At 32.0% G+C, this 14102-nt stretch carries 16 protein-coding genes; 10 read left to right on the top strand and 6 right to left on the bottom strand.

Annotated elements, in window-relative coordinates:
- Nucleotide 1: 1 nt before the first annotated feature.
- The 6 genes from BN30_RS07720 to BN30_RS09720 form a co-directional block, all read right to left on the bottom strand.
- A complete protein-coding gene (locus BN30_RS07720; RefSeq protein WP_019214933.1) occupies nt 2-901 on the bottom strand; it encodes a DUF2232 domain-containing protein in 900 nt (299 codons plus the stop codon).
- On the bottom strand, nt 901-1572 hold the full coding sequence (gene pyrE, locus BN30_RS07715) for an orotate phosphoribosyltransferase (protein WP_341348935.1): 672 nt from the start codon (nt 1570-1572) through the stop codon (nt 901-903). Before pyrE ends, BN30_RS07720 begins: the two co-directional genes overlap by 1 nt.
- Nucleotides 1569-2849, bottom strand: a complete 1281-nt coding sequence (locus BN30_RS07710; RefSeq protein WP_019214931.1) for a metallopeptidase TldD-related protein — start codon at nt 2847-2849, stop codon at nt 1569-1571. Before BN30_RS07710 ends, pyrE begins: the two co-directional genes overlap by 4 nt.
- Complete coding sequence (locus BN30_RS07705; protein ID WP_019214930.1) at nt 2849-4273, bottom strand: TldD/PmbA family protein; 1425 nt, start codon at nt 4271-4273, stop codon at nt 2849-2851. Before BN30_RS07705 ends, BN30_RS07710 begins: the two co-directional genes overlap by 1 nt.
- Complete coding sequence (locus BN30_RS07700; protein WP_019214929.1) at nt 4263-4448, bottom strand: hypothetical protein; 186 nt, start codon at nt 4446-4448, stop codon at nt 4263-4265. Before BN30_RS07700 ends, BN30_RS07705 begins: the two co-directional genes overlap by 11 nt.
- 295 nt (nt 4449-4743) lie before the next feature.
- Complete coding sequence (locus tag BN30_RS09720) at nt 4744-5385, bottom strand: glucosaminidase domain-containing protein (protein WP_019214928.1); 642 nt, start codon at nt 5383-5385, stop codon at nt 4744-4746.
- A gap of 371 nt (nt 5386-5756) precedes the next feature.
- On the opposite strand from BN30_RS09720, the gene BN30_RS07690 reads away from it, so the two are divergent.
- The 10 genes from BN30_RS07690 to BN30_RS07650 are packed head-to-tail and all read left to right on the top strand — an operon-like array spanning nt 5757 to nt 14101.
- On the top strand, nt 5757-6584 hold the full coding sequence (locus tag BN30_RS07690; protein ID WP_019214927.1) for a GDSL-type esterase/lipase family protein: 828 nt from the start codon (nt 5757-5759) through the stop codon (nt 6582-6584).
- Nucleotides 6585-6597: 13 nt separating this feature from the next.
- On the top strand, nt 6598-7053 hold the full coding sequence (locus BN30_RS07685; RefSeq protein WP_019214926.1) for a DUF4358 domain-containing protein: 456 nt from the start codon (nt 6598-6600) through the stop codon (nt 7051-7053).
- Entirely contained in the window at nt 7053-8432 is a 1380-nt protein-coding gene (locus BN30_RS07680; protein ID WP_019214925.1) for an MBOAT family O-acyltransferase, read from the top strand. Before BN30_RS07685 ends, BN30_RS07680 begins: the two co-directional genes overlap by 1 nt.
- Before the next feature lie 9 nt (nt 8433-8441).
- Complete coding sequence (locus BN30_RS07675; protein ID WP_019214924.1) at nt 8442-9491, top strand: DHHW family protein; 1050 nt, start codon at nt 8442-8444, stop codon at nt 9489-9491.
- A 50-nt stretch (nt 9492-9541) separates the two neighbouring features.
- Nucleotides 9542-9850, top strand: a complete 309-nt coding sequence (locus BN30_RS09715) for a hypothetical protein (protein ID WP_051149419.1) — start codon at nt 9542-9544, stop codon at nt 9848-9850.
- A 5-nt stretch (nt 9851-9855) separates the two neighbouring features.
- Entirely contained in the window at nt 9856-10629 is a 774-nt protein-coding gene (locus tag BN30_RS09430; protein ID WP_084691403.1) for an FAD:protein FMN transferase, read from the top strand.
- Nucleotides 10629-11081, top strand: coding sequence for a hypothetical protein (locus tag BN30_RS07665; RefSeq protein WP_019214923.1), 453 nt, complete (start codon nt 10629-10631; stop codon nt 11079-11081). The genes BN30_RS09430 and BN30_RS07665 overlap by 1 nt, the downstream gene beginning before the upstream one ends.
- A gap of 4 nt (nt 11082-11085) precedes the next feature.
- Nucleotides 11086-11289, top strand: a complete 204-nt coding sequence (locus BN30_RS07660; RefSeq protein ID WP_019214922.1) for a hypothetical protein — start codon at nt 11086-11088, stop codon at nt 11287-11289.
- Between the two features lie 23 nt (nt 11290-11312).
- A complete protein-coding gene (gene recD2, locus BN30_RS07655) occupies nt 11313-13517 on the top strand; it encodes an SF1B family DNA helicase RecD2 (protein ID WP_019214921.1) in 2205 nt (734 codons plus the stop codon).
- Nucleotides 13514-14101, top strand: coding sequence for a ComF family protein (locus BN30_RS07650; RefSeq protein WP_019214920.1), 588 nt, complete (start codon nt 13514-13516; stop codon nt 14099-14101). The genes recD2 and BN30_RS07650 overlap by 4 nt, the downstream gene beginning before the upstream one ends.
- Nucleotide 14102: the final 1 nt, after the last annotated feature.

The raw sequence follows: 14102 nt of genomic DNA, 5'->3' as shown, positions 1-14102 counted from the left end.
CTTATGCACCCCTTATCCTTGTGGCACCGTCTATGAAGCCAAATATTATATTTATAAAAAACATTATTCCTAAGAAAAATATAGATATGGCAAAATATAAATTTGCCGCGACTGTTTTTTTGTAGCGTATTTTTAATGTAAACATCACAAAAGAAAGTCCTTGTACCGCTAAACTCATAAATATCATTAAAGATATATTGTCAATTATAAGCTCATTTATTCCTAAATCTGTTAGCATAAAAATCAAAAGAATTGTTAGCATTAAATAAAATGCTGATCTTTTAAATTTTAATGCTTCAATAAATGGCTCTGTTATATTGACATCGCCTCTTTTTCTTATTATATAATGAGGCAATTTTAAAGCTATGAAAGAGGCTATAAATGCTAGAAAAAAGACAGTGCTTGCTAAGTACTTTTTAAACTCTTGATACGCTAGGCTCACCATGTCCTTGTCAAAAATAAGTTCGCCCTCATAAGATTTAACGAGCTCCATTTGCTTATCTAAACTTTTATTAAAAACTTCTATGAGATTTATATTGAAAATATCTCTTAAAAAAATTATATAAACTATACTTGAGACCACCAAAGTAAGCGTCATAGCTAAAAGCAGCTTGTCGCCTCTCATTTTCATTTTGATTAAAGTGACAGCTATTATTAAGAATGGCAAACCTAATATTGCCTTTTCAAATATAAACGCTGGCTCTAAAAATATTGCCAAGACGCCAAGTGAAGCCATGTATAAATATATTGAGCTGTAATCTTTATTCTCAATCGAATTCATTAGATAAGCTCCAAGTACGAATGGCATCGCAAAGATGCCTAAGTACCTTGTTATAAACATGGTTAGCGTTAAGACTACAAAACTTATAGCCGTCTCAAGATTTTTATTCTCTATTTGCATTATCTTTCCTTATAAGTATCGAGATGCTTCATGATTTTTTCGTACATCTCTTCGTCTATATATACTTTACCATCAATTTCTTTATTTCTTAAGTAGTCAGCGATAAATTTTATATCAAGTATCGAATAAACTTTAACACCGTAATCATCTTCAAGCTCGTGAATAGCTGACTTATCGCCACTACCTCTCTCCATCCTATTAACAGAGATGATTAGAGCCTTGACCTTTGCATCATAGTGTTTAAGTATATCGATGGACTCTCTAACAGCAGTTCCTGCAGTAATTACGTCTTCGATGATAACTACATCTGAATCAGCATTTGGAGTCTCTCCAACAAAAATTCCTTTTTCGCCGTGATCCTTTGCTTCTTTTCTGTTAAATGAGTAGCCAATTTCAAGGCCATAGTTTTTGTAAAGACTTACAGCACAAGAAACCACTAGTGGTATGCCCTTATATGCTGGGCCGAATAGCAATGGCTTATCTAATTTAATATTGTCCATGTAAGCTTTGGCATAAAAGTCGCCAAGCTTAGCTATCTCTTCAGAATTATTAAAAAAACCTGTGTTTATGAAGTATGGACTCATCCTTCCAGACTTAGTCTTGAAATCGCCAAACTTTAAAACATCTGATTTAAGCATTAAATGTATAAAATCTTCTTTGTATGACATTATCCTATGTTCACATCCTTAATTAAAATATATTTTGGTCCATAGTAATTATCTATATGAATCATCTCTTTAGAAAAATACATATCCAAGCCTTTTTCCATGATATTAGCTGAAAAAGCACCGTTGTTAATGATTTTTGTTTCTTTGCCGTCAAAATACTTGGCAAGTCTAAACTCACCGCCAAATATACCGATGGAAGCATCTGCTTGGAAACTTGAGAAACTCTTTATCTCAAGGTGTCTAGTCTTTCTCATCTCATCGATTGACATAGATCCAGGAGTTACTTCGATATTTACTAAATTACCTGTAGGCTCAATGCCCATGTATGACGCGAATCTTTGTCCAGCAGATAAATTTATCATCTTGCCGTCCTTAAATATTTGTGTTTCTTTTAGTTTAACACCATCGCTGTCATACTTGCTATTATGCACGGAACCTTCAATCTCAGGCTTTAAAGTGATATTTACAAGATCACCCATGGCTCCTTTATGAGCCTCTTCATTTAATTTTAACTTATTTAGCTTCATATAATGAGTTGAGCCGCTTGCTTGATAATCATAAAAGTTAAAGAAGGCTGGAACATCTAGACCAGTGATGATTACATCAACTGATTCTATCGGCTCAGCTAGCTTAGACATAGCTCTATCCTCTGCCTCTTTAAGCTCTTCATAAATATTTTCTTCAAATTCTTTTTCATTTAGCTTAGAAAAAGTAAACATTCTATAAACCTCGATTGAGCCCGCTTCACCACACGCATCTGCAATTGATTCAACGATTATCTCGCTCTTTTTAGACTTGCAGTCGCAGCTCTTTGAGTTCACAAGATTTTCTTCTATATTATTAACAAAGATTTCGCATGAGTTTATCTTAGATTTTGTTCCATAGTCCTTGTATACTATGTCCTTCACCTTTTTTATAGTCTCAAGCTCATTTATATAATCTTTTTCATCTGTCAATATAGTTCCTTCAGCTAAAGGAAAATATTTATTCTTAATGAATTTTGCTCTTTCATAAGCAAGAGCTACTTTTCTTGCAATTTCTTCATCACTATCTGATGGAGCTGTATTAAATGAAGAGTCTCCTCTAAACTTTTTGCCATCTTCTTCAGTATCAGCATATATAGTCACACTCACGTCATCAGTCTCAACGCTTCTGTCCATATCTACCTTATCTCTTATTAAGAAAAGCTCCTTGCTAGATGTTTTCTTTCTAATTAACTTAAAATCAGAGATTTCTTTATTTTCTTTTATTATATCAATAATATTTTTAATTCTGTCCATTAGCTTAATCTCCCCTTAAATTTTAAGTAGCTGCCACCAGTTGAAGTCTTAACCCATTCCTTATATCCTTTGCCGCAGTAACCAGAGCCGTTCATTTCGATTTCACCAGAAACCATAGATATAGACTCAAGTACATCAGGTACGTAACCTGTTAATGTCGCTGGGCTAAATACTTTTCCAGTTAATTTGCCGTCCTTTATCTCTCTCGCCTTCATTGCAGTGCATTGAATTCCCCAGTTCTTAGGGTCTTCCATACCATTGTTCATGCCATCAAGCAAAAATCCGTAGTCAATGGACCTAATCATATCGTCAACGCTGTCCTTGCCGCCTTCAAAGAAAGTATTTGTCATTCTTGTATAAGCCTTTCTTCTGAAAGATTCTCTCTTGCCATTGCCTGTTGGCTTAACGCCTAAAGACATTGCAGATAGCTTATCTGCCATGCCTCTTCTAAGTATACCATTTTCAATAATAACAGTATCAGACGCTAAAGTGCCTTCATCGTCAAAGCTATAGCTTGAGCATTCGCCAATGGCTGTGGCGCCGTCATGCATTGTAGTTATGTCACTTGCCACTCTTTTATTGACATAATCCTTTGCCAAAGCTCTGTCCTTAACAAACATATCCATCTCTACTCCGTGGCCAAAAGCCTCATGAGCAAGTAGGCCAGTTATGTCTGGCGCACTAATTAAATCATAGTAACCAGGTTTAACAAGTTCTGATCCAAGAAGCTCAATCGCATTGTGAACAACTTCTTTATAAATATTGTCAAGCTCCTTAAGTACTTCCAAGCCGCCTAATCTACTAACGCTCTTGTAATCATATCTAAAGTCGTCATCCTTTTGTACGTCAGCTTCGGCCATGACGCTAGTAAAAGTGTATGCTTGATTTAAACACATCTTTTTAGAAACAAAAAGCTTTCTCACTTCAGTTTCTATGTACATAGCTCTCGCAGAAACAACTAAATCAGACTCTTTAAGCATCTTGTCCTTAATTTCTGTTAAATAATTTATCTTGTCTTGAACACTCATCTCGTCAAGAGAAATTTCTAAATCAGATGAAAAATCCTTTACAAATTCTTCCTCATCGATTAGAGAATATTTTCTCATAGAAAAATTATTCTCTTTATAAAATTTATAGTTTTCCTCAATTTCTTTTTTTATCATCTTGGAGAGCTCTTCTGGGCTTTGAAGTTTATCAAAAGATACTTCACCGTAATAATCATTATTATATACACGTGCTACAAAACCTCTCTCGCTGTCCATGCCTTCACCAACACGTGTTATGCTCTTTGATACCATATAATTAGTAGAGTCAGTATCAGTAGCAAGTATCGATACATAGTCAAAGTCCTTGCTAAGTAAGCCAACTGTCTTTACAAGGCATTCCTTTGCATCTACTAAGAACTGTGATAATTTATTTTTCATCAGTCTTTTTCTCCTTTCTCTCAGGTTTACTTGTAGATAAACCTACGATCAAAAGTATATCAACTATAGCTAGTGCATATACAGTGTATTCTTGCACCGGTTTATAAACTACATTAGCTATTGTAAACGCTAGTAAAATTATAAATGCTGCTTTGATTAAATATTTTCCGTTCATAATCACACCTCTTTAGATATTATATCACATATGAATTATATTTATCAATAATAATTATACATTAAAAAATTACTAATATATTTATAATTTTTAATGTATATTTCTTACTAATGATTCATGACTTTTAAATAATTTTTTATAATGAGTTAATTATGATTATCTTAAAATAATTTTTTAATAATTAAATATGGTTTCATGATTAAAATATAATTGCACAAAAAATAAGCCTGCAATTAAATTGCAAGCTTATCTATTACATTTTACTATTTTATTAATTCACTTTTTATTTTTATTCTTATTTAATTTCTTCCATTAACTTACCCATAAGCCAAACGACATCTGAGTGCCATTTTTTATAACGTGGTGGGCAATATATCTTTGCAAAAGTTTTTAATGTTTTTCCCTTATATACACTCTTTGTAATTAATTCTCCAAAGTACAATATATTATCCTTTGGTGTTTTAAAACTAAGGTAGCCATTTGATCCTCTCATACCGTAGAAGTTATTCTTACTAGCTTGTCTACCGTCCCAACCTGCTTCAGCGATCGAAACAGCTATAGCAAATATACCATTAACTCCGAACTCATCTTCAAGTGCCTTAAAGCTTTCGCCTTGTCCAGCAAGTGCTGTCTTTGCTAATACTTTATTAAACTCTTCTACACTTAAATTTGTTTTTTGATAAACATCGTATGTAAGATTCTTTTCTTCTTCTACCATAACTAAAACTAGTTCGTCTATGTTGGCAATCATCTCACCATCTCTTTTATTTACCATATCATCTTCATTGTAGTTAATAATCATATCTATATCTTCTTGATTATTGTTTTGATTGTTTTCATCTTCCCTTTGCGCCATAGTTCCTGTACTATTAAAAAAATATCCACAAAGAAAAACAAACAATAGTAAAAATGTAATTATAAATTTTTTCCTATTCATTTTGTCCCTCCTAAATTGTATGTCTTATTTTAACAAAATTTTTAACGAATGTCTAGTTAAAGTTTTTTAATTAAATTATGACATAAATGTTACAACTTGTGACAAATTCTTCATATCATTTTTCAATAATTTAGGCAAAGAGTATTGAATTTTCTACATTTACATTATATAATATTGAAAGAGATATTTCGAATGAAAACTTTATTTTTATGGTTAAAATTATTTCAAAAAAATGAAATTATATAATTTTGTTTCATAAAAATCATTTCGAAATAAATAGGGGTGTAATTAATGAGAGATAATTTTGAATATAGAAGAAAAAAAGAAAATCAAGAAAAATATTTTCTTCAATAATATTTATTCTTATTATATTGGGTTCATTATATTTTTTATATAATAATCATAAATTAAATAATAAAAAAGAAAAAATAAATCTTGATGAAGTTTTTGAAGGTATTAAACAAGCAGATATTGTTAAAAATTTAGTAAATGAAGAAATTTATAACTATAATTTTTCTATTAGAGAAAAAGAACTTTTAGCTTATAGAAAAAAAGTCAAGGAAGAAGAACTTGCAAAGCTACTTGAAAAAGGTAAAGAAATTGATCCTAAGGCATTTAAAAATGTTAAGGTTGCTAAATCTTCTGTAAATACTGTTCCTATATCGGTTTATACAGAATTCTTTAAAAATGACCTTTTCATTGGTGACTCTATCACTGAGGAGCTTAAATACTACAAATTTCTTTACGAAAACAATGTTTTTTCTAAGATTGGTTTAAATACTGATACTCTTAGAAAGCTTCTTCCAAATGAAAAATTTGGTATTGAGCCAAAAAATATTTATCTAATGATGGGTCTTAATGACTCTGTCTTTGTTAAAAGTGAAGAAAAGTTTAAAGAAAGGTATGTGGCTATGCTTGATGCACTTCAAGCTAAGTTTCCTAATGCCAAAATTTATCTTCAAGCAATCTTCCCTGTGAGCAAGGCTTTGGATGAGAAAGAAGATGCAAGGGTAAATAATACTAAGATAAATTCATTTAATAGTGTTATTAAATCTATAGCAAGTGAGAGAGGACTTGACTTTTTAGATTTCTCTTATCTATTAAATGAGAATCAAAATTACTTTGAACCTGATGGAATGCACTTAAAGAGTAAATTCCACAAGGTTTGGTTAAATGAAGTTAAAAATATAAACAGTTAAAGGTAGGTTATTTATGAAAAAGATATTAATAATTTTAAGCGTAGCACTTATGATATTTATGGTGGGATGCTCTACTAAGGACGTAAGCCTTAATGATATTAAGGACAAACTTAAAGATACTATTGATTTTTCTACTTTTTCTAAGGAAGAAGAAGATTCTTATCTAAAGGATACTTTTGATTTTGATAAGGAAAAAATCGATTCTTATGAAATGTATGGTCCTCAAACTAATTTAAATACAAACGCAGTGCTATTATTAAGACTAAAAAATGCAAGTGATGCAAGTGAATTTAAAGAAAAAATTGATGCATATAAAGAAAATCTTATAAAAATTTATAAAGACTACGCTCCTGATCAAGCAAAGCTTGTTGAAGACAGCGTATATGAAGAACATGGCAAGACTATCGTACTAGTAATTTCAGAAAAGTCTGAAGAAGTGAAGAAAGCTTTAGCTGAGCTTTATAAGTAATGGTATTCTCTTCACTTTTATTCTTATACGTATTCTTACCGATTGCATTATTCTTATACTATATATCGCCAAAAAAGATAAAGAACTTCACGCTCTTTATACTCTCGCTCATCTTTTATGCGTGGGGCGAGCCGATATATGTAGGGATAATGCTTTTTTCCAGTGTATTTGATTATTTTAATGGAAGACTTTTAAATAAATTTAAAGATGAATGGAAACGCAAAGCAGTCCTTATATTGAGTGTAATTGTCAATATTGGTCTGCTTTTTTTCTTTAAGTACTACAATTTTGTGATTGATAATTTAAATTATTTATTTAATTTAAATATTAGCGCAAATAATTTAAGTCTGCCTCTTGGTATATCCTTCTATACATTCCAAACGCTTAGCTACACAATTGATGTATATAGAGGCGAGGTCGAAGCATCAAACAGCTTTTTTGACTACAGCGCTTATGTTGCGATGTTCCCTCAGCTTGTCGCTGGACCTATAGTTAGATACATCGATATATTTAATCAACTAAAAAATAGAGACTTTTCTGACAATTCCATCGCCTATGGCATAAAAAGATTTGTTTATGGTCTTGCTAAAAAAGTTTTGATTGCAAATAAACTTGGTGAGCTATATAAAATTATTCTTGCAAAAGAAATATCAGCACTGCCATCGTCAATGGCTTGGCTTGGCATCATCGCCTTTACTTTGCAAATTTATTTTGATTTTAGTGGCTACTCTGACATGGCAATAGGTTTGGGCCGCATGCTTGGCTTTGACTTTTTAGAAAACTTTAATTTTCCATACATTTCAAGGTCAATAACTGAGTTTTGGAGACGCTGGCACATGAGTTTATCACTATGGTTCAGAAACTATGTCTACATACCACTTGGCGGTAACAGAGTGAAATTACCAAGACAGATACTAAACTTATTTATCACGTGGTTTTTGACAGGTTTTTGGCACGGAGCGGACTTTAACTTCATTTTATGGGGTCTATACTATTTTATTTTGCTAGTTTTAGAAAAATTTGTTTATGCAAAGGCACTTGAAAAGGCACCAAATTTTATAAAACATATATATGCAATTCTATTTATAATTATTGGCTGGGTAATATTTGAGTTTAAAGTGACTGAGATAGGTCCATTTATAAAGGCAATGTTCAATTTTAAAAATTTCTCATCCCTAGAAGCGTATTTTTACTTAAAAGAGTATGGTTTTTATCTAATCGTTGGTGCGCTTTTATCGCTTGGCGTATGCAAAAATCTTATTGATAAGGATAGAAAAACATCTTATTTAGAAATTGCCTTTTTATTCATCCTTTTAATACTTGTGACAATGTCACTAATTAGCGAGTCCTACAACCCATTCTTGTATTTTAGATTTTAGGTGATATATATGAAAGATAAATTATTAAAAATATTATTCTTTATATTTATAAGCTCAGTTTTAATCGCAAATATTTTTGCTAAAGATAAAAGTTTTAGCCAAAATGAAAATAGAGTTTTAGAAGAACTTCCAAAATTTTCATTTTTTTCACTTAAAAATGGTGACTTCACTAAAAAATTCGAGGCCTATTGCAAGGATCAATTTATAATGAAAGATGCTCTAGTTGGCGCAAAATCAAGACTTGACTACGCTCTTGGCAAAAGAGAATTTAACGGCGTTTATATCGGCACAGACAAAAATTATTACGAAAAATATATTTATGATGAGAAAAAAACTGATAAATTTATAAAATATATAAACGATATCGATGTAAAAAATAAATTCATCGCCATCTGCCCCGATAAAGGCGAAGTTTATAGAGAAAAGCTTCCAAAAGGCGCTACATTTAGCGATGAAACAGTGGTTCTTAATAGATACAAAAATGAAATCAAAGGTAATTACATCGATTTATATAAGCTTATGATGGATCACAAAGAGGAATATATCTTCTACAAGTCCGATCACCACTGGCGTGAAGGCGCTTACCTTGCCTATAAAGATATAGCTCTGGCCATGGGTCTTGATGAGATGAAGACAATTGAAAAAATCACTTGTGAAAATTTTAGAGGCTCACTTGATTCAAAGTCTTCTTATTATAATAGCGCTCTAGATGAAATATTATTCTACCTGCCAAAAAATTATGACGAGATCAAGGTTAAAGGCGACGATAAGGATATAAAAGTGCTTGACAAGGATGAGTTCAAAAACAAAGATAAATACAAAGCTCTATTTAGCGGTAACTATGGTCTTGTTGAAATAAGTGGCAATCCTTCTACGGATAAAACTCTACTTATTATAAAGGACTCATTCGCAAACGCAGTGGCAAGTCTATTCACAAATGATTTCAAAACTATATACATGATTGACAAGCGTTTCTTTAATCAAAACATCAATGATTTTGTTCATGAAAAAGAAATTGACACATGTTTAATTCTTGGCAGCGTGAACGGACTTAATTAAATCTTGAAAAATCGAGCTTTTTGTTGTATTATATACTTAGAGGTGAAACTATGAATAAAAGAAAAATATCACTATTAGTAGTAATAGCTTTATTATTTAGCTTACTAGCATCGTGCAAACCAAAGGTAAGAATGAAATTTTCATTTGATTATTTCGATAGCTTCGATACTTTAGTTAAGGCGACCGGCTACTTCTTTACTCAAGAAGAAGCAGATAAATTTGATAAAAAATTAGCTGAAAGATTAAAATACTACGATAATTTGTTTGACTGCCACAAAGAACATGAAGGCGTAAACAATGTCTATACTATAAACAAGATGGCTGGAAAGGAAAAGTTAAGGTCGATGCAGCTCTTTTAGATCTTATATCTCAATCCAAAACTCTTGGTTTGAAATATGATTCTCGCGTAAACATTGCTTTTGGCGCTGTAATCGAGCTTTGGGAAAAAAGCATGACTGAAGCTCTTGAAAATGATGAGCTAAAGGCAGCTACACCTGATATAGAAGTGCTAAAAGAAAGAGCAAAATACGCCTCATTAAATAATATTATCATTGATAAAGAAGAAAGTACTGTATATATAACAGATGAGAGAACAAAAATAAATCTTGGCTCAGTTGCCAAGGGTTATGCTGTTGAACTTATATGCAACGAACTTAAAGAAGATGGCTTTGATTCAGTAGTTCTAAGTGCTGGTGGTAACGTTAAAACTATCGGCCACCCTAACGGAGAAACTAAGAGGAAATGGACTGTAGGCGTTGAAAATCCTTACTCTGCTTCAGAGATGAAGGAAGGCGACTCAGAAATTTATGACATTTTATATACTATGGATAAAGCAATAGTTACATCTGGTGATTATCAAAGATATTTCTATGGACTTGACAACGTTAAATACAATCACATTATCGATACAAGAACTTTATCTAGCGCAAGAAATTTTACAGCTGTCACTGTAATCACTAAAGACTCAGGCATCGCAGACTTTTTATCTACATTATTATTTACACTTACTTATGAAGAAGGCGCTGAAGTAATTAAGGACTTCCCTGACACAGAAGCATTGTGGATTAATTTTGATAATACAGAGTTTTATACCGATGGGCTTAAGCACTACTCCAAATCTTTAGGAGCAACAAATTAATGATTAAGAACACAATAAAAGCACTTTTATCATATATACTAATCACAGTAGTAGCAGTATTTATGATGCTTTCACTAAAAAAACTTACTAGCCCCTTAGTTTTAAGGATAGTAATGATTTTATATTCATTAATAATACTGATACTATTCTATTTATCAGGATTTTTAGTAAATACAAAATATAGAAAAAATAAAGCGCTTAAATCGTACAACTTAATCATATTTATAGGCCTAATCATATTTATAGCCTCGCTGATTTTTTCAAAATTTTATATAAAAGCAGAGCTATTTACAGAGAAATATTTTATATTCAATATAATTAATCAAGCTATGTACCTAGTTTTGAAAAGTTTTTTCATACCAGTAAACGCTATCACATCATTTATTGGATTTTTACTGACAAAGCTTCTCTATTCACTAGGTGTAATTAGCAAATACAATTTAAGGAAGTGATAATATGGCAAAAAGTATTGATGACAAATTCATGGATCTAATGAAAGAGACTAATGAAAAATTTGACGCACTTAAAAATAAGATTAACAATATCCCTAAGATGTCAAAGGCAGGCACAAGACTTATTACTAAGGAAGAAAAAGAACTTATAGAAAATTCGAAAAAAGAAGAAAATAATTCAATCGAAGAAAAAAATACTGAAGAATAATTAAAATTATTAAAGGAGTTAATATGATTATAGACGGTGAAGTAATTAAAATTGTATATAGAAATGATTTAAACGCGTACACCGTTATGCAAGTTAACTCTGATGGTGAGCTTATTACTTGCGTTGGCACTGCTCTGACTGTTAAGGAGCATGACTACGTTGAGCTTGAGGGCGAACTTGTCTTTCATGAAAAGTATGGCGAGCAAATTAATTTTACTAAGCTTTCTTTCAAAGAGAGAGACACAATTGAATCTATTAGAAGCTACTTGATTAAAAGTGGTATTCCTAAAATTGGTGAAAAAAGAGCCGAAGAGATAATTGACCTCTTCGGCCTTGATTCTATTAAAGTAATTTTTAATGAAACAGATAAACTTCTTCAAGTAAGAGGCATAGGTAAAAAGGCCCTTGCCGATATAAAAGAGTACATAAAATCAAATAAAGAGCGTGAAGAAATACTTCAAAAGCTTGCAAAATATAATTTACCTACGGCTACACTATTAAAAATATATAATATTTATGGTGATGAGGCCATAAATATATTAAAAAATAATCCATATAGATTGATATATGACAAAATCGGTGTAGGCTTTAAAACTGCGGATAAGATTGCTTTAGAAGAAGGCGTCGATGCCAATGGACTTGAAAGGTTAAAAGCAGCCATCATCTATCTTTTAAACATATATCTTGCTCAAGGCTCTACCTACATACCAAAGGATAGACTTTATGAAGAACTAAAATTTCTTATGACTATGGACGAAGATAAATTTAATTTAGCTATAAAAGAGCTCGCAACGACTGGCAGCATCGCTGTTAAGAAGGAGCGCGGCAAAGAATATAATGTATACTTAAGTCTTTATTACGAGAAAGAACTTGAATGTGCAAAGAGGCTTTATGACATAAAAAATGCTGCTAAAGAGACTTATGTATTTGATTGTGACGAACTTATAGAAAAATATGAAGCAGCTGAAAATATTATTTTTGATGAAAAACAAAAACTTGCTATAAAAAAAGCCTTTGTCAATAACATCTCCATCATCACTGGTGGACCGGGTACTGGAAAAACTTCAATCATAGAAACAATCATAAATATACTTAAAAATTTTAATATATCTTTTGCACTTGCGGCGCCAACTGGCAAGGCCGCTAAACGTATGGAAGAAAAAACTGGTGAAGCGGCTATGACTCTTCATAGACTTTTAAATATCGCCCCTATCGATGGTGCGGATTTTTTTGAAAGCTCAGAAGAGATTGATGCTGACTTCATTATCGTGGATGAAGTCTCTATGATGGATACGCTTTTATTTAGTGAGCTCTTGGCAGCTATTGAACCAGGTAAGACACTTTTACTTTTAGGCGATAAAGATCAGCTCCCAAGTGTTGGTGCAGGTAATGTTTTAGAAGATCTAATCAATTCTGGTGAGGTTGAAACAACTGAGCTTGAGCATATTTATAGACAAAGTGAAAACAGCATGATAGCTATTAACTCACAAGAGATACGCTTAGGCAATATGCCTGAGGTAAATAAAAAAGATAGTGATTTTTTCTTCATTAGCAAAGACTCTGATGATGATATACTTGAAGAGATACTTGATCTTTTAAATGAAAGGCTGATAAATTATTTCAGTTTAGACCCATTCAAAGACGTTCAAATACTTACGCCAACTAAAAAAGGCAAGCTTGGCACAGTTAACCTAAATTATATGCTGCAAAACTTACTTAATTCACGCGCTGATAGCGAAACTGTCAGAGCCATGGGCAAGGAATTTCGTGTTGGCGACAAAGTGATTCAAATGAAAAATAATTATGATATAATTTCTCATGAATACAAAAATGGCAAATACGAAGAAGTTACTGGCGTTTTTAATGGCGACACAGGTATAATTAAAAGCGTTGACAAAGATAACGAGACCATTGATATAGATTTTGATGACGGTAAGAGCGCTACTTATGATTTCTCCTTGCTTGGAGAGCTTTCACTTAGCTATGCACTAACCGTTCATAAATCTCAAGGAAGTGAGTTTGACTGCGTTGTCATGCCCATTACCTATGCTAATGAAAAACTACTAACTAGAAATTTATTATACACTGCCATAACTAGAGCAAAAAAACTTCTTATCTTGATTGGCAGGGAAAAATATTTAAAGCTCATGATTGATAATAATTTCATCATGAAGAGATACACTAGCCTTGAAAAAAGAATTCGTGATTTAAAGAAGGTATTCAAATGAAAATCTGCCCATTTTGCAATGAAGACTTTGACGGTGCTATGCCCTACTGTTCTAGCTGCGGCGCTAACATTGAGATAATCAGAAAAACTTTTTATGTCAATGGTTTTGATGAGCTTCACTCAATAGTCTACTACAATGACTTTTTTAGAGAGCATCTATTTAACTACAAGTTTGGCATACAAAAAAAATATTTATCTGCACTCGCCTATTTATATGAAGAAGAGTTAAAAAATATTATGCAAAATGAAAAAATTGATTACATCACAAGTGTCCCTATGAATACAGAAAAGCTAAGAAAAAAAGGTTTTGATCACATGGGCGAAATTTTAAAAATAATTTCTAAGGACATGGGTATAAAAATATATACTTATGAAAAGCTACAAAAGCGTGATATGCACAAGCTTTCTTTCTCTGAAAGATCTAATACGAAAAATATTTTTAAAAAAAGTGCTGATGCAAGTGGCAATGTAGTAATAATTGATGATATAATAACTACAGGAACGACTATGAAGGATTCGGCTCGCGTTATGAAGGACGCTGGCTTTGAGAAGATTTTTGGTCTCATCCTGTGCTCAAGGAGGTAAA

It is taken from the genome of Fenollaria massiliensis, from assembly GCF_000312505.2.
GTDB lineage: Bacteria > Bacillota > Clostridia > Tissierellales > Peptoniphilaceae > Fenollaria > Fenollaria massiliensis.
The sequence above is the reverse complement of the archived record's forward strand: the minus strand, read 5'-3'. Positions and strand labels throughout refer to the sequence as shown.